Origin of the sequence: Streptomyces endophytica, from assembly GCF_026153355.1 — a bacterium.
Taxonomy (GTDB): domain Bacteria; phylum Actinomycetota; class Actinomycetes; order Streptomycetales; family Streptomycetaceae; genus Streptomyces; species Streptomyces endophytica.
On sequence record NZ_CP110636.1, the window covers coordinates 1008038 to 1023399 of the forward strand.

At 72.6% G+C, this 15362-nt stretch carries 13 protein-coding genes and 2 pseudogenes; 6 read left to right on the forward strand and 9 right to left on the reverse strand.

The genetic code is table 11. The features are described 5' to 3' along the window. Window positions 1–47 precede the first annotated feature (47 nt). Both OJ254_RS04525 and OJ254_RS04530 read right to left on the reverse strand, forming a co-directional pair. Window positions 48–1439, reverse strand: coding sequence for a DUF2786 domain-containing protein (locus tag OJ254_RS04525; RefSeq protein ID WP_423835999.1), 1392 nt, complete (start codon window positions 1437–1439; stop codon window positions 48–50). A 73-nt stretch (window positions 1440–1512) separates the two neighbouring features. Then, on the reverse strand, window positions 1513–1917 hold the full coding sequence (locus OJ254_RS04530) for a winged helix-turn-helix transcriptional regulator (RefSeq protein ID WP_265361349.1): 405 nt from the start codon (window positions 1915–1917) through the stop codon (window positions 1513–1515). 246 nt (window positions 1918–2163) lie between these two features. Between OJ254_RS04530 and OJ254_RS04535 the strand changes: the two genes are divergently transcribed. Continuing rightward, complete coding sequence (locus OJ254_RS04535; RefSeq protein ID WP_265361350.1) at window positions 2164–2583, forward strand: YybH family protein; 420 nt, start codon at window positions 2164–2166, stop codon at window positions 2581–2583. A gap of 122 nt (window positions 2584–2705) precedes the next feature. Here OJ254_RS04535 and OJ254_RS04540 read toward each other — a convergent pair whose 3' ends face one another. Beyond that, entirely contained in the window at window positions 2706–3974 is a 1269-nt protein-coding gene (locus tag OJ254_RS04540; RefSeq protein WP_265361351.1) for a L,D-transpeptidase, read from the reverse strand. A 315-nt stretch (window positions 3975–4289) separates the two neighbouring features. Next, entirely contained in the window at window positions 4290–4628 is a 339-nt protein-coding gene (locus tag OJ254_RS04545; protein WP_265361352.1) for a hypothetical protein, read from the reverse strand. Window positions 4629–4738: 110 nt separating this feature from the next. On the opposite strand from OJ254_RS04545, the gene OJ254_RS04550 reads away from it, so the two are divergent. Then, window positions 4739–5089 (forward strand): hypothetical protein, encoded by a 351-nt coding sequence (locus OJ254_RS04550; RefSeq protein ID WP_265361353.1) that lies wholly within the window; start codon window positions 4739–4741, stop codon window positions 5087–5089. A gap of 72 nt (window positions 5090–5161) precedes the next feature. On the opposite strand, the gene hutH is transcribed toward OJ254_RS04550, so the two are convergent. From hutH to OJ254_RS04575, 5 genes and pseudogenes are all read right to left on the reverse strand, one after another. After that, window positions 5162–6700, reverse strand: a complete 1539-nt coding sequence (gene hutH / locus OJ254_RS04555) for a histidine ammonia-lyase (protein WP_265365045.1) — start codon at window positions 6698–6700, stop codon at window positions 5162–5164. A gap of 130 nt (window positions 6701–6830) precedes the next feature. Continuing rightward, a complete protein-coding gene (locus OJ254_RS04560; RefSeq protein WP_265365046.1) occupies window positions 6831–7937 on the reverse strand; it encodes a GGDEF domain-containing protein in 1107 nt (368 codons plus the stop codon). Window positions 7938–8170: 233 nt separating this feature from the next. Next, complete coding sequence (locus OJ254_RS04565) at window positions 8171–8983, reverse strand: enoyl-CoA hydratase/isomerase family protein (protein WP_265361354.1); 813 nt, start codon at window positions 8981–8983, stop codon at window positions 8171–8173. A gap of 142 nt (window positions 8984–9125) precedes the next feature. Then, on the reverse strand, window positions 9126–10292 hold the full coding sequence (locus tag OJ254_RS04570; protein ID WP_265361355.1) for an adenylate/guanylate cyclase domain-containing protein: 1167 nt from the start codon (window positions 10290–10292) through the stop codon (window positions 9126–9128). Window positions 10293–10520: 228 nt separating this feature from the next. Further along, a pseudogene (locus OJ254_RS04575) lies at window positions 10521–11431 on the reverse strand (biotin--[acetyl-CoA-carboxylase] ligase). 131 nt (window positions 11432–11562) lie between these two features. Between OJ254_RS04575 and OJ254_RS04580 the strand changes: the two are divergent. From OJ254_RS04580 to OJ254_RS04595, 4 genes and pseudogenes are all read left to right on the forward strand, one after another. Further along, a pseudogene (locus OJ254_RS04580) lies at window positions 11563–13151 on the forward strand (acyl-CoA carboxylase subunit beta). A 62-nt stretch (window positions 13152–13213) separates the two neighbouring features. Next, window positions 13214–13429, forward strand: coding sequence for an acyl-CoA carboxylase epsilon subunit (locus tag OJ254_RS04585; RefSeq protein WP_261955989.1), 216 nt, complete (start codon window positions 13214–13216; stop codon window positions 13427–13429). Between the two features lie 135 nt (window positions 13430–13564). After that, window positions 13565–13693, forward strand: coding sequence for a morphogenic membrane protein MmpB (gene mmpB, locus OJ254_RS04590; RefSeq protein WP_265361356.1), 129 nt, complete (start codon window positions 13565–13567; stop codon window positions 13691–13693). A gap of 161 nt (window positions 13694–13854) precedes the next feature. Then, complete coding sequence (locus OJ254_RS04595) at window positions 13855–15339, forward strand: peptidoglycan D,D-transpeptidase FtsI family protein (RefSeq protein ID WP_265361357.1); 1485 nt, start codon at window positions 13855–13857, stop codon at window positions 15337–15339. Window positions 15340–15362: the final 23 nt, after the last annotated feature.

Consider the following 15362-nt stretch of genomic DNA (forward strand, 5'->3'; position numbering starts at 1 on the left):
GGGTCTCAGGTGTGCGGGAGTGGGGCCCAGGCGTGAGGCAGTGGCCCTCACTCCCCCTGCAGCCGTGCCCGGTCCGCCGCCGCTCGTCCCTGGTGCCAGCCTGCCGCGTCGCGGATGCCGCGGAGGCGGACCGGGGCGGTGTCCGGGAAGAGGGCGCCGGTGGTTTCCTCGACGGCGAGTTCGCGGGCGGCGAGGACCGGGAGGAGATCCGGGGCGGTGGTGGCGGACTCGGCGGTGGCGGCTGCCGTGGCGGCCGCGGTCGCCGCGGCGAGCCGGTCGCGGATGCGGTCCGCGTACGCCACGAGGAAGGTCTGGCGGAAGTCCCGGGTACGGCGGGCGCGGCCGCGGGCGTGGTGGTCGTCGCCGGCGCGGTTCATGGCCGTGGTGGCCTGCAACAGCAGCGAGGTGTAGAGCAGTTCGGCCGCCTCCAGGTCGGGCGGGAAGCCGACGACCGTGGAGAAGCCGGCCTCGGCGGCCCAGACGGCCTGGCAGCGGTTGGCGGCCGCGACCGCGTCCAGGAGCAGCGCCTTGGCCTGTTCGTACGGGCCCTCGATGCCGATGCGGACCGCCGACGGGCCGCCGGCCGGGCCGCCCGCGGTGCCGTGTCCGCCGGCCAGCAGCGCCTCGTCGATGCTGTGCCGGGCCATCAGCTCCTGCGCCTTGGCGGAGAGCGCCTCGGCCTCCTCGGCGTAGGTCGTCGCCTCGGCCTTGGCCAGCAGGGCGCGGATCCGGCCGAGCGCCCGGGAGGCGGCGGTGCGGGCGGTGCCCGACGGGGAGCCGGCGGGCGGCCCGGCCGGTGGCGGGGGCGCCGGCAGCGGGGTGATGCGGGGCAGTCGGGCGAGCAGGCGCAGCGCCGCCAGGACGGCGTAGGCGGCCTCGAAGCGGGAGGTGCGGCCGCGCCGGGCGAGGGCGTCCAGGTAGCCGCGGTCGCCGTCCCACCAGACGTCGGCGCCGAGCCGGCTCAGCTGTTCCTGCCAGCGGGGGTCGCGGGCGGGACCGGTCCCGGGCGTGTTGCCACCGCGGCCGCGGACCGGCCGGGCGGCCTCGGCCGCGATGGCGTCCACGACGATCGCGACGGGGGTGGGGCCGTCGGCCTCGCGGCGGACGATGCGTTCCAGGTCGGCGGGGTGCCAGCCGCCCGCCCAGCACTGCCGTACGGCCGCGACGGCGGCCGCGACCAGCGCCGCGCTCACCGCCTCCGGGCCTGACTCCGCTCCCGCCTCCGGGCCTGACTCCGCTCCCGCCTCCGGGCCTGACTCCGCTCCCGCCTCCGGCCCAGGTTTCCCTCCTGCCGGCGGTCCTGCCTGTGCTCCTGACGGCGGTCCTGCCTGCGCTCCTGCCTGCGGTGCGGACTCGGCGGCGGCCAGGATCGAGGCGCCCGCCTCGATGGCGTCCTCGGCCGCGGTGCCGTCGGGCGCGTAACGGACCCGGCCCAGCACCTCGGCGACCAGCTCTTCGGCCGCCGGGGGCCGCGGCCCGCCGCGCCCTCTGTTTCCGCGCTCGCTCACCCGTTCACTCTACGGAGGTGCCGGGCGGCGCCGTGCCCCGGTGGCCGGCGGTGGCCGCTCCCCAGTCCCAGAGGGACTGCAGGACGGGGCCCAACGCGCGGCCGCGCTCGGTGAGTTCGTAGCGGACGGTGGACGGCCAGCCGGGCGTGCGGTCGCGGTGTGCCACGCCGTCGGCGACGAGCTGGCCGAGGCGGTCGGTGAGCACCTTGTCGGAGAGCGCGGGGAGGGCGGCGGCGAGCTCGCTGTAGGTGTGCGGGCCGCGCAGCAGTTCGCGGAGGACGAGCGTGGTCCAGCGGCCGCGGAGCGCGCCGAGCGCGATCTCCACGGGGCAGTCGGGCGACGGCGCACGCACCGCTGCCCGGGCGTCGTCGGGCAGGCCGGGCACGTGCCGAACCGTTCGGTGAGTCACGAGGGGGCCTCCTAGGGTTGCGCCCGCGATCGCACGGACCACCACCGAGGAGGCGACGACCGTGCCCATGCCCCACCATTCTGCTCAGCCCGCCATGTCCCCGACGCCCGCGCCCCGGCCGCCGCGTCCCCGAGCACCACGTCTCCGACCACCGCGTCCCCGACCACCACGTCTCCGACCGCCGCGTCCCCGACCGCGCCGGGCACGCCGGGCACGCCGCCCGGGCTGCCGCGTACGGCGCATGACGTGCCGTACGTCTTCGCGGCGCGGTTCAACGCGGGGGATCCGGACGCGGTGCAGGAGATGTACGCGCCGGACGCGGTCTTCGTGCCGCCGGACGGCGTGCCGGCCACCACGCCGGAGGAGATCCGCCGGGCCAACGCCGCCTTCCTCGCGCTCGGCCTGCCGATCACCGTGCGGCCGCGCCAGGTGCGGGTCGCCGGCGACACCGCGCTCCTCGTCGTCGACTGGGAGCTCGGCACCGGGGAGGGGAAGGGGGAGCGGAACGGGGAGGGGAAGGGCGGCGACGGCGGCGGGGCGCACAGCGCCGTGGCCGGCCCGGTGCGCGGGACGGCCACGGACGTGGCCCGGCGGGGGCCGGACGGCCACTGGCGCTATCTGATCGACAGCCCCTTCGGCGGCAGCCCGGCCCAGTCACCGGCCTAGCCAGGGAGCCCGTCGGCCTGGTCAGGAGCCCGCCGACCCAGCCACAGCCACAGCCAGGAGCCCCCCGGCCCAGCCAGGAGCCCCCCGACCTGGTCAGGCCCCGCTACGACTGCGGTGGCGGGTCACTTCACCGCGCTGCCCGCCACCCACTGCGACCAGTCCATGTTCCAGCCGTTCAGGCCGTTGTCCGGCTTGATGGTGCGGTCCGGGGAGTTGATCACCCGGACGACGTCGCCGGTCTGGGAGTGGGTGAAGAACCAGGCGCCGTCCGTCTTCGGGTCGTCGGCGCCCTTGACGTCCTCCAGGCCTATGCAGCCGTGGCTGGTGTTGGCGGTGCCGAAGATGCCCTTGCCCCAGTAGTTGCCGTGGATGAAGGTGCCGGAGGAGGTCAGGCGCTGGGCGTGCGGGACGTCGGGGATGTCGTACTCGCCCTTGCCGCCCTTCTTCTTGAAGCCGACGGTCGAGCCGTCCATCCGGGTCTGCTTGAAGCGCTCGGAGATGACCATCTGGCCGTTGTACGTCGGGTGCTCGGCGCTGCCGGACGAGATCGGGATGGTCTTGATCGGCCGGCCGTCACGCACCACGGTCATCTCGTGGCTCTTGGTGTCCACGGTGCTGATCTGCGAGTGGCCGACGGTGAAGCTGACGGTCTTGTTCTGGATGCCGGTGACGCCCGGGGACGCCTGGACGCCGTCCAGGCCGAGGGTCATGGTGACCTTGGAGTGGGCCTTCCAGTACTCCTGGGGGCGGAAGTCCAGGCGGGTGTCGCTGAACCAGTGGCCGACGACCTGCTGGTTGCTGCTCGACGAGACCTTGATCGCGGATTCCACGGCGGCCTTGTTCTTGACCGGCTTGTCGAAGTTGAGCGACACCGGCATGCCGACGCCGACGGTCGAACCGTCCTCCGGCGTGAAGTTCCCGATGAAGCTGTGCGCCGGGGCGACCGTGGTGAAGCGGGTGTTCTCCACCGCCGTGCGGCCCTGCGGGTCGACCGCGTGGGCGGTGACCTTGTACGTGGTGGAGCGCTGCAGCGGCTGGTTCGGCTGCCAGGAGGTGCCGTCGGCGGAGAGCGTGCCGTCGACGGTGCGCTGGGAGTCGACCGCGGTCATGGTGACGTCGGTGAGCTTGCCGCCACTGACCGTGACCCTGGAGTCATTGCTGTTGATGCCCGCGTCGGTGGCCCCGTCCTGGGGCGTGACGGTGATCCTGGCGTCGGAGGCGTCCTTGGCGGCCGCCTCGTCCACCTGCTGGGCATTCTCGTGACGGGTGCTGCCCGCACCGCCACCGCCTCCGTCAGCCGCATTGCTGCCGCCACACGCTGCCAGCGTGAGTACGCCCCCGAGCAGCGCGGCACTGGCTATGAGGCCCTTGCGGCGCTTGCTGTCCGTCATCACACGCATCTCCATTGCTACCGGTTTCGCACGTTTTCCCCGAGCGAGGCGCCAACTGAACGCAGGCATATCTGGACGCAGGCATTCCGGCCGACGCCATTGAAACGCCTTTTCGGTTTCACCCGTTCCATTCCTCCGCAAAGTGTGGGGTAGGACACTTTCGGCCTGGAACCATTACAGAACCCGTGCAACATCACAGAACCCGTGCAGTCGGGACAGAAGGGCGACCCCCGTACGAAACATCTCGTACGGGGGCCGTATGGGGCGGAAGGAAGGAGAGGGAGCGGGACGGTGGGCGGCGGGTGGTCCGGGATGTCAGCCGGCTCCCTCCGTGTCGTCCGCCAGGTCCCACTCCGCGGCCTCCCACTCGGCGTCCGGGTCGTAATCGGTCAGCTCCTCGCTGCTCCAGGACGCCTGGGCGAGCTCGGCGCCCGGTACGGCGGCGACCAGGTCGAACGGGTCGACCAGCTGGGCCAGCGCCTCGGCCGGCTCCTCCCGGACGGTCTCCTGGGACTGCCGGCGCTCCTCCTCGGGCAACGACGGGTCGCCGTCGATGCGCGTGAGGGCGGCGCCGGTCAGCAGGTCGGCGTCGGTGACTTCCATGATCAGTTCGACATGAAGCCGCACAAAACGTGATGTCTCACCATTGCTCATAGCACGGAGGTTAGGCATGACCGGCTCCGGACTTCCCCGCGACCCGCGGCGGTCATTAACATCTGAGGTCAACGGCCAATTCACCGAACCCACAAGGGGGATCGTTCGCCGTGACCGCACGACGACCACTGCTGACCGCCGCAGCCGCGGGATCGGTGCTGTTCGCCCTGTGGTTCGTCCCCTCCGCGCACGCGATCGTCGGCGCCTCGGGGCCGGACGGAACGAAGAATTCCACGACGGCCCGGGAGGTACGGACCCAGTCCGTGCCGGCGAAGCCGGCGGCGGCCGGCGCTCCGCGGCCGGGCCAAGAACCCGGGGCCGCCACGGCTCCGGCGCACTCCCTCGCCGACACCGGTACCCCGGACACCACGCCGTACGTGATCGGCGGCGCCGCCTGTCTCGCCCTCGGGGCGGGCCTGGTCAGCTACTCCGTGCGCCGCGGCCACGGCGGAGCCTTCTGAGCGGGGCGACCCCGGAAACGCCACGGGGCGCCCGGTGCGGGAAGGACCCCGCGCCGGGCGCCCCGCGCCGTGTCAGGCCAGTTCTCCGGTGACCGCCTCCGCGGCCGCCACCAGCTTCCCGTCCCGGACGAACGCGTACGCGGCCTCCAGGTCCGGCGCCAGGAAGCGGTCCTCGCCGGGGCCCTGGATGCCCGCGGCGCGCACCGCGTCCAGCACCGCGCGGGTGGCGGGCGCCGGGGTCAGGCCCTCCCGCAGTTCGACGGCGCGGGTCGCGGCGAACAGCTCGACGGCGACGACCCGGGTCAGGTTGTCGACGGCGGTGCGCAGCTTGCGCGCCGCCGACCAGCCCATCGAGACGTGGTCCTCCTGCATGGCCGAGGACGGGATGGAGTCCACCGAGGCGGGGGCGGCCAGCCGCTTCAGCTCGCTGACCAGCGCGGCCTGGGTGTACTGGGCGATCATCAGGCCCGAGTCGACGCCCGGGTCGCCGGCCAGGAAGGCGGGCAGGCCGTGCGAGCGGTTCTTGTCGAGCAGGCGGTCGGTGCGGCGCTCGGCGATCGAGCCGAGGTCGGCCGCGGCGATGGCGAGGAAGTCCAGGACGTAGGCGACCGGGGCGCCGTGGAAGTTGCCGTTGGACTCGACCCGGCCGTCGGGCAGCACGACGGGGTTGTCGACCGCGGCGGCCAGCTCGCGGTCGGCGACCAGCCGGGCGTGCGCGAGGGTGTCCCGGCCGGCACCGGCGACCTGCGGGGCGCAGCGGATGGAGTAGGCGTCCTGGACCCGCGGGGCGTCGTCCTGGTGGTGGCCGGTGAGCTCCGAACCCGCCAGCACCTTGTGCATGTTGGCGGCCGAGGCGGCCTGGCCGGGGTGCGGGCGGATGGCGTGCAGCTCCGGGGCGAGGACCTTGTCCGTGCCGAGCAGCGCCTCCAGGGAGAGGGCGGCGGTGATGTCCGCGGAGGTGAACAGCCGGGCGAGGTCGGCGCAGGCCATGACGAGCATGCCGAGCATGCCGTCGGTGCCGTTGAGCAGCGCCAGGCCCTCCTTCTCGCGGAGTTCGACGGGCTCGATGCCGTGCGCGGCCAGCAGTTCGCCGGCCGGCCGGACCACGCCGTCCGGGCCCTCGGCGTCGCCCTCGCCCATCAGCGTCAGCGCGCAGTGCGAGAGCGGGGCGAGGTCGCCGGAGCAGCCGAGCGAGCCGTATTCGTGCACGACGGGCGTGATGCCGGCGTTGAGTATCGCGGTCATGGTCTCGACGACCAGGGGGCGGACGCCGGTGTGGCCGCTGGCCAGGGTCTTGAGGCGGAGGAACATCAGCGCCCGGACGACCTCGCGCTCGACCCGCGGGCCCATGCCGGCCGCGTGCGACCGGACGATGTTGCGCTGGAGCTGGACGCGCAGCTCGGGGCTGATGTGGCGGACGGCGAGGGCGCCGAAGCCGGTGGAGACGCCGTAGACCGGGTCGGGCTTGGCGGCGAGTTCGTCGATGAAGGCGCGGGAGGCGGTGACGGCGGCGAGGGCCTCCTCGGACAGCTCGATCCGGGCCGCGCCGCGGGCTACCGCGATGACGTCCTGTGCGGTCGTGCCGGACGTCCCCAGCACCACAGTGTGCATATCCATATTCAGGCACCCTAGAGACTGAATCGCTGAATGTCACCACCGAGTTTCGCAAGCACCCCTTACGGATCTTCGCGCCCCGGCCGCGCATCCGCCCGGCCCGGGCTGTTGGATCACCTCCGTCGGATCACCTCCGGAAGCGGCGGCGCTCCGGGCCCGGCCGCCGGTCCGGGGCGTCCGCGAGGCGGACCACCGGGTCGTCCTTGCCGCCGTGCCGGCCGGCGACCACCGGCTCGCCCGACCGCGCCGCCTTGGCCTTGTACTGCGCGGCGTCCGCGAGCCGGAAGAGCCGGCGGGCGCTGCGCACCGGGCCGATCGGGTCGCCGGTCGAGGCGACCCCCACCGCGACCCCTTCGCCGAGCTCCAACTCCCCGGCGCGCTCGCAGAGTTCACCGGCCACCTTGACCACCTCGTCGGCCGGCGGCCCCACCGCGAGCAGACAGAACTCGTCGCCGCCGAGCCGGGCCGCGAGGGTGCCGGGCAGCATCGCCCCGCACAGCGACAGCACCGAGCCGAACCGTTCCAGCAGCCGGTCGCCGACCGCGTGCCCGCGGGAGTCGTTGACCCGCTTGAGCCCGTTGAGGTCGCAGACCACCAGGCTCACCACCGTCCGCTCGGTGCGGTGCAGCTCCAGCCCCTCGTCCAGCCGCATGTCGACGGCACGACGGTTGGCCAGGCCGGTCAGGGCGTCGGTGAAGGCCAGCCGGCGGGCCTCGGCCAGCCGCTCGGTCTGGGCGATCCCGGCGGCCGTGACGGCGGCCAGCACGCTCGCGAAGTCGGCGTCCCCCCGGTCGAAGACCGGTGCGCCGGCGGGCCGGGCGACGTACAGCTCGCCCCACGCCCGGCCGTGCAGCACGATCGGGGCGACCACGCACGCACCGCGGCCCCGGCGGCGCAGCGCGGCCACCCGCTGCCGGTTGGCGGCGCCGCCCCCGCAGTCCACCGGGGCGCCGGGCGGCGGGTCGGCGGTCTCCACCCAGGCGCTGGGTTCGCCGCCGCCGGCCCACTGTTCGTGCAGGAAGCCGACGATCTCCGGGAACTCATGGACGGGGTAGCTCTCGTCGTCCGGGAACTCCTCCTCGTCGTCGGCGAGTTCACCGACGTTGACGAGCACCCGCAGCTGCCCCAGCTCGCGCTCCCATTTCGAGATCGCGGCGAACGACCCGGCCAGGGCCTGGCGCACGCCCTGTGCCGCGGCGTGTGCCGATTCGCGCGGCGTGTGCGCGGCCGCCATCGCCTGCGCCAGCTCCACCACGGCCCGCAGCCTCGCATCGCCCTCGCCCTCAGCCGCCACCGGACCCTCACATTCCGTCACTGTGCGCACGCTCTGTACTACAGCGTAGGAATGTTTAACCCGTTTCGCCCCCTTTAAGTGTGCGAGCAACACCTGGGCGTTATCCGCGTCGTGGCTGGTGATGGCCAGGGGCACGAACGAGAGTCATGCGACTACGCAGAGTTACTGTCGGGCTACTCCCCGGGCCACTCCGGATCCCGCTTCTCGTTGAAGGCCGCGACGCCCTCCGTGCGGTCCCCCGAGAAGGCCACGCTGCGCCAGGCGCCGTCCTCCACCTCCAGTCCGGCCCGCAGGTCCAGCCCGTGCCCCAGGCGCAGGGCGCGCTTGGCGGCGCGCAGCCCGACCGGGGAGTTACGGGCGATCCGGGCCGCCAGCTCCAGCGCCTCGGCCCGGTCCCGCCCGTCCGCGACCAGCCGGTCGACCAGCCCCAGCTCCGCGGCCTCCGGCGCCGGCACCCGCCGGGCGGTGAACACCAGCTCGGCGGCGCGCGCGGCGCCCACCCGGCGCGGCAGCAGCTGCGTCCCGCCGCCGCCCGGGATGACGCCCACCGAGACCTCCGGCAGGCCGACCACCGCGGTGCCGTCCGCGACGATCAGATCGCAGGCCAGCGCCAGCTCGAAGCCGCCGCCGAGCGCGAAGCCGTGCACCGCGGCGATGGTGGGCACCGGCAGGTCCAGTACGCCGGTGTAGGCGGCGCGGGTGTGCGGGCGCTGGCGCATCAGATCCGCGTCGGTGAAGGAATTGCGCTCCTTGAGGTCGGCGCCCACGCAGAACGCCCGCTCATGGGTGGAGCTGAGCACCACGGCCCGTACCGAGCGGTCCGCGGCCAGTTCGGCGCACGCCTCGGCCAGCGCGTCGGCCATGGCCGTGGACACCGCGTTCATCGCCTTGGGCCGGTCCATGACCAGTTCCGCCGCGAAACCGTGGCGCCGGACGGCGACCCAGCCGTCCGCGCCGAACCGCCGCTCCTCTTCCTGCCCCTGCATCCGGCCCTCCCTGTTAACGAGCGTTGACCTGACGGACTGCTGCGATCATGCCAGGCGGGCGCTCCGCGGAACAGGGCCGAGCGCGCGCAGGGGGCATGCCGGGACGAGCGCCGCGGAACGGGCGCGGCGGGGAACGGCGGGCTCAGCCGCGGCGGGTCAGCAGCCAGGGCTCGACGACGCCCAGTCCGCGCACCGGGCGCTGCCACATCGGCTGGAGCGCGAAGCGGTACGACGGCGGCGGCTCGCCGGTGCCCTCCTCGGCGGCCTTCTCCGCGGCCGCGGCGTCCGCCTCGGACACCGGGGCGTCACCGATCCGGCCCAGCTCCTCGGCGAACGCCTCGTCCACCAGCACGGTGTCCTTCGGCGCTATCGAGGTGAGCCGGCTGGCCAGATTGACGGTCGTACCGAAGACGTCGCCCATCCGGGTCGTGACCGTGCCGAAGGCGATGCCGACCCGCAGCTCCGGCATGGTCTCGTCGTGGGTCATGGTCTCGATCAGCCGCAGCCCGATCTCGGCGGCGACCCCGGCGTCGTCGGCGGAGAACAGCACCTCGTCACCGAGGGTCTTGATCAGCCGGCCGCCGTGCGCCGCCACCAGGTCCGAGCAGGTGGTCTCGAACGCCTCGACCAGCTCGCCGAGTTCCTCCTCCTCCAGGCGCCGGGTCAGCCGGGTGAAGCCCACCAGGTCCGCGAAGCCCACGGCCAGCCGCCGGTCGACCATTTCGGCGTCGTCCTGGGCCCGGACGACCCGGCCCGTCGCGGCGGCGAGCTGGCGCCGCCAGACGTAGACCAGGAACTCCTCCAGCTCGGGGAGGAGCAGCTCGACCAGCGGGTAGGTGATCTCGGTGCGGGTCAGGCCGGAGTCCTGGGGCTCGGTGAGGCCCTCCAGGAAGGAATCGATCTGCCAGTCGGCCAGCCGGGCGGTGGTCTGGCCCGTGGAACGGGCGACCTGGATGGCCATCGCCTCGCTGAGCAGGCCGGCCTCGACCAGGCCGGCGAGCCGGCGCAGGGCCAGCACATCGGCCTCGGTGAGCGCCTTGACCTGGCCGATGTCGGCGAATCCCATGGCCCGCCAGAAGCGGGACGCGAGGTCCATCGAGACCCCGGCGCTGCGGGCCGCCTGGAACGGCGTGTACCGGCGGTCGGCGCCGAGGATGAGCTGTTCGAGGCGGACGGCGATGTTGTTCTCGTCGCCGATGCCGTCGCCGTCGTTGCCGGCCCCCGGGGGGTCGCCGGCCGGGACGTCGCGTACGGCATCGCCCTCGGTGGCCACATCGCGCGGGGTGACGCCCGAGTCGTCGGCACTCACCGGCCGCTCCCTGTCCGATCCCTGCGCACTGCCCTTCCGATCACTGCTCGCCCGTGGTCCGCTCCCCGGCGGACCGCCTCAACGATACGGCAGGTGTGCTCTGGCTCACTCTCACATGTCCGCCCTGACCACGGAAGAGGTGTGGACACGCCGCCCGGTGGGGCCGGTCGGCCCGCCCGGCGCGGGGGCACACCAGGGGGCGCACATCGGGGTCCGGGAGGGGGCTCATCAGGAGCCGTCCGCCGGGCGCAGATGGATGATGTCACCCGCCCCCACGGGCTGCTGCACCGCGTCGGCGGTGGCCAGCACCAGCCGCCCGTCACCGTCGATCGCGACCGCCTCACCGGTGATCTCCTGATCGCCCGGCAGTTCGGCGCGCACCGAACGGCCCAGCGTGGCGCAGCCGGCCGCGTAGGTCTCCTGCAGACGGCTGCGGACCGGGTCGCCGTCGGCGTCCTGCCACCGGCCGTACCACTGCTCCAGGGAGCGCAGCACGGCGCGCAGCAGCGTGTCGCGGTCGGTGTTCTGCGCGCCGGCCAGGGCCAGCGAGCCCGCCGTCGGGACCGGGAGTTCCTCGGCGGTCAGGGAGACGTTGAGGCCGATGCCGATGACGACGCCGGGGCCGGCCCGTTCGGCGAGGATGCCGCCGGTCTTGCGCTCCTGGCCGATTGAGGTCTCCCCTGGACGGAGCTTGTCGGAGTCCTTGGGGACGGTGACGAGCAGGTCGTTGGGCCACTTGAGTGCGGTGTCGACGCCGGCCGTGCGGGACAGGGCCGTTGCGGTGGCGACGCCGGCGAGCAGCGGCAGCCAGCCCCAGCGCTCCAGGGGGACGCGGGGGGTGAGGAAGACGGAGAAGAAGAGGCCGGAGCGCGGGGGCGCCGACCAGCTGCGGTCGAGCCGGCCGCGGCCGGCGGACTGCTCCTCGGCCACCAGGACGGCGCCCTCGTCCTCACCCTTGGCGGCCCGGGCGGCCAGGTCGGTGTTGGTGGAGCCGGTGGCGGGCACGACGTCCAGACCGGTCCACAGGCCGTCGGGCCGGACCAGGGCCCGGCGCAGCGCAGTGGCGTTCAGCGGGGCCGGCCCAGATCACTCCAGCGGCCGGCATCTTTGTCCCGGTTTCCCGGTGGTTGAGGCGTCATGGCACCAGCCTAGGTGTGGTCAACGACGCAGTGCCGCTGAGCAGTCCCGCCGATACGCTACGGATTGGTAGCCACACACGTACCACCCTCAGTACGAGCACCAGTCCAGGACGAGCAGGAGCCGCATCCCGATGTCCGAGCCGGAAGCAAACATCCACACCACCGCGGGCAAATTGGCGGATCTGCAGCGGCGGATCGAAGAGGCCACCCACGCCGGTTCCGCCCGCGCGGTGGAAAAGCAGCACGCCAAGGGCAAGTTGACGGCGCGTGAGCGCATCGATCTGCTGCTGGACGAGGGCTCGTTCGTCGAGCTGGACGAGTTCGCGCGGCACCGTTCGACCAATTTCGGGATGGAGCAGAGCCGCCCGTACGGCGACGGCGTGGTGACCGGCTACGGCACCGTCGACGGCCGCCCGGTGGCGGTCTTCTCGCAAGACTTCACGGTCTTCGGCGGGGCCCTCGGCGGGGTCTTCGGCGAGAAGATCGTCAAGGTGATGGACTTCGCCCTGAAGACCGGCTGCCCGGTCATCGGCATCAACGACTCCGGCGGCGCGCGCATCCAGGAGGGCGTGGTCTCGCTCGGCATGTACGGCGAGATCTTCCGCCGCAACACCCATGCCTCGGGCGTGATCCCGCAGATCAGCCTGATCGTCGGCCCGTGCGCGGGCGGCGCGGTCTACTCCCCGCGATCACCGACTTCACCGTCATGGTCGATCAGACCTCGCACATGTTCATCACCGGACCGGACGTCATCAAGACGGTCACCGGCGAGGACGTGGGCTTCGAGGAGCTGGGCGGGGCGCGGACGCACAACACCACTTCCGGAGTGGCGCACCACATGGCGGGCGACGAGAAGGACGCCATCGAGTACGTCAAGGGCCTGCTGTCGTACCTGCCGTCCAACAACCTCTCCGACCCGCCGGTCTTCCCGGAGGAGGCGGACCTGGAGACCTCGGACGCCGACCGCGAACTGGACGCGCTGATCCCGGACTCGGCCAACCAGCCGTACGACATGCTCACGGCCATCGAGCACGTCCTGGACGACGGCGAGTTCCTGGAGACCCAGGCGCTCTTCGCGCCGAACATCGTCACCGGCTTCGGGCGGGTCGAGGGCCACTCGGTCGGCGTGGTCGCCAACCAGCCGATGCAGTACGCGGGCACCCTGGACATCAAGGCCAGCGAGAAGGCCGCGCGGTTCGTGCGGACCTGCGACGCGTACAACATCCCGGTGCTGACCTTCGTCGACGTGCCGGGCTTCCTGCCGGGCACGGACCAGGAGTACGACGGGATCATCCGGCGCGGCGCCAAGCTGATCTACGCCTACGCCGAGGCGACGGTCCCGCTGATCACCGTCATCACCCGCAAGGCGTTCGGCGGCGCGTACGACGTCATGGGCTCCAAGCACCTGGGCGCCGACCTGAACCTGGCCTGGCCGACCGCGCAGATCGCGGTCATGGGCGCCCAGGGCGCGGTCAACATCCTGCACCGCCGCACGCTCGCCGCGATCGAGGAGCCCGCGGCGCAGGAGGAGCGGCGTCAGGAGCTGATCCAGGAGTACGAGAACGCGCTGCTCAACCCGTACGTGGCGGCCGAGCGCGGCTACATCGACGCGGTGATCATGCCGTCCGAGACCCGCCGGCACATCGTCCGGGGGCTGCGCACGCTGCGCAACAAGCGCGAGTCGCTGCCGCCGAAGAAGCACGGCAACATCCCGCTCTGACCGGCCGGTACACGGCGAGGACCGGCGAGGACCGGCGAAGACCGGCGAAAGGAGCCGTCTCGATGATCAAGGTCGTACGGGGCAATCCGACACCCGAGGAGCTGGCCGCCGCACTGGCGGTGGTGCAGGCCCGGGCCGCGGCGGCCGCTGCCGCCGGGCCCGGGGACGGCGAGGCGGGCAGGACCGAATGGGCCGATCCGGCGGCCACGGTCCCGGCGCGGTCACGGCTGCCGCACCCGGGGCCGCGGGCCTGGCGGACCAGTTACTGGCCGCGCTGACCGGCCCACCGGCCGGTTGGTGCCGGCCGGCCCCTCCGGCTGATCGATGCATGATGCATTGACTAGTCCCTCGGACCGTGGCGCCTGAGTACGCGTACTCAGGCGCCACGAGCGTCATGGGCACAGGATCGTTACATGCTGTGGTCCGATCCGCCCGATGAACCGCCCGAGGAGCTGCGCGACGCGCAGGCCAAGCTCCGCCGGCTGGGCATCGTGCTGGCCGTCACCGCGGTGCTGCTGATGGTCATGCTCGCGGATCGCTGAACCGGGCCGGTGCCGCGGACGGCCGCCCCGGGGAGGTAACGCTCACACCCCCCGACCGTTCCCGACCGCAACCATCTCCCCGCCTTTCGCATCTTTCCCTCCTGACAGTGCAATTCGGACGCCCGGCCTCCGGTCGGCCGCCGACGGGGAGTGGGAGAGCGATGAACAGGCCGCTGAGACACATAGCCGTCTTCTGCGGGGTACTGGTGCTGGCTCTGCTGGTACGGGCGACCTGGGTCCAGTACGTCCAGGGCGATGACCTGGCCAATGACCCGAACAACCGCCGCGTGAAGATCGAGGCGTTCTCCTACCCGCGCGGCAACATCATCGTGGGCGGCAAGCCGATCACCGGCTCCGTGGCGACCTCCGGCGACTTCAAGTACAAGCGGACCTACACCGACGGCCTGATGTACGCCCCGGTCACCGGCTTCGCCTCCCAGGCCCAGGGCTCCACCTTCCTCGAAGGCATCTACAACAAGCTGCTCAGCGGCAAGGACGACAAGCTCGCCCTCAAGCGGGCCCAGGCCATCCTGACCGGCGAGAAGCCCCGCGGCGGCGACGTCATCACCACCATCGACCCCAAGGCACAGAAGGCCGCCTACAAGGGGCTGACCGAGCTGAACGCCAAGGGCGCGGTGGTCGCCCTCGACCCGCGCAACGGCCGGGTCCTCGCACTGGCCTCCACCCCCTCCTACGACCCCTCGGTGTTCGCGGGCATCTCCAACTCCGAGAGCCGGAAGTTCAAGGCACTGGACGCCGACAAGGCCAAGCCGCTCAGCAACCGGGCGCTGCGCGAGACCTACGCCCCCGGCTCCACCTTCAAGATCGTCACCGCCGCCGCGGCCCTGGAGCACGGCGTGATCACCGACATCGACGCCCACACCGGCGCCCCCGCCCCGTACCAGCTGCCGCTCAGCACCACCAAGATCGGCAACGACGTGGCCGGTGCGCCCTGCGACAAGGCATCCCTGAAGACCGGCATGCAGTGGTCCTGCAACAACGTCTTCCTCGACACCGCGCTGAAGGTCGGGAAGGACAAGATGCGCGAGACCGCCGAGAAGTTCGGCTTCAACTCCGACGTCTACGACAAGGAGCTCGGCGACCTGCTGGCCACCAAGAGCCTCTACCCGGACAAGCTCGACAAGCCGCAGACCGCGCTCACCGGCATGGGCCAGGGCAGCCTGACCAGCACCCCGATGCAGATGGCGATGGTCGCCGCGGCGATCGCCAACGACGGCAAGCTGATGACGCCGCACATCGTCGACGAGCTGCGCGGTCCCGACCTGACCACGATCCAGAAGTTCGAGCCGAAGATGATGTCCCAGGCCGTCTCCGCCGGCACCGCGAAGAAGGTGCAGGAGATGATGGAGTACACCGTCGCGGAGGGCACCGCCGACAAGGCCAAGATCGACGGCGTGACGGTCGGCGGCAAGACCGGCACCGCCCAGCACGGCGCGAACGTCAACGACGAGCGGCCCTACGCCTGGTTCGTCTCCTACGCCAAGCAGAGCGACGGCTCCTCCCCGGTCGCGGTCGCCGTCTTCGTCGACCCCAAGGACATGGACATCCCGCGCTCCGAGATCGCCGGCGGCAAGCTCGGCGGCCCGATCGCCAAGCAGGTCATGCAGGCCGTCCTCGGCAAGTAGTCCGCCCGCTCCCGGCCCGGCCC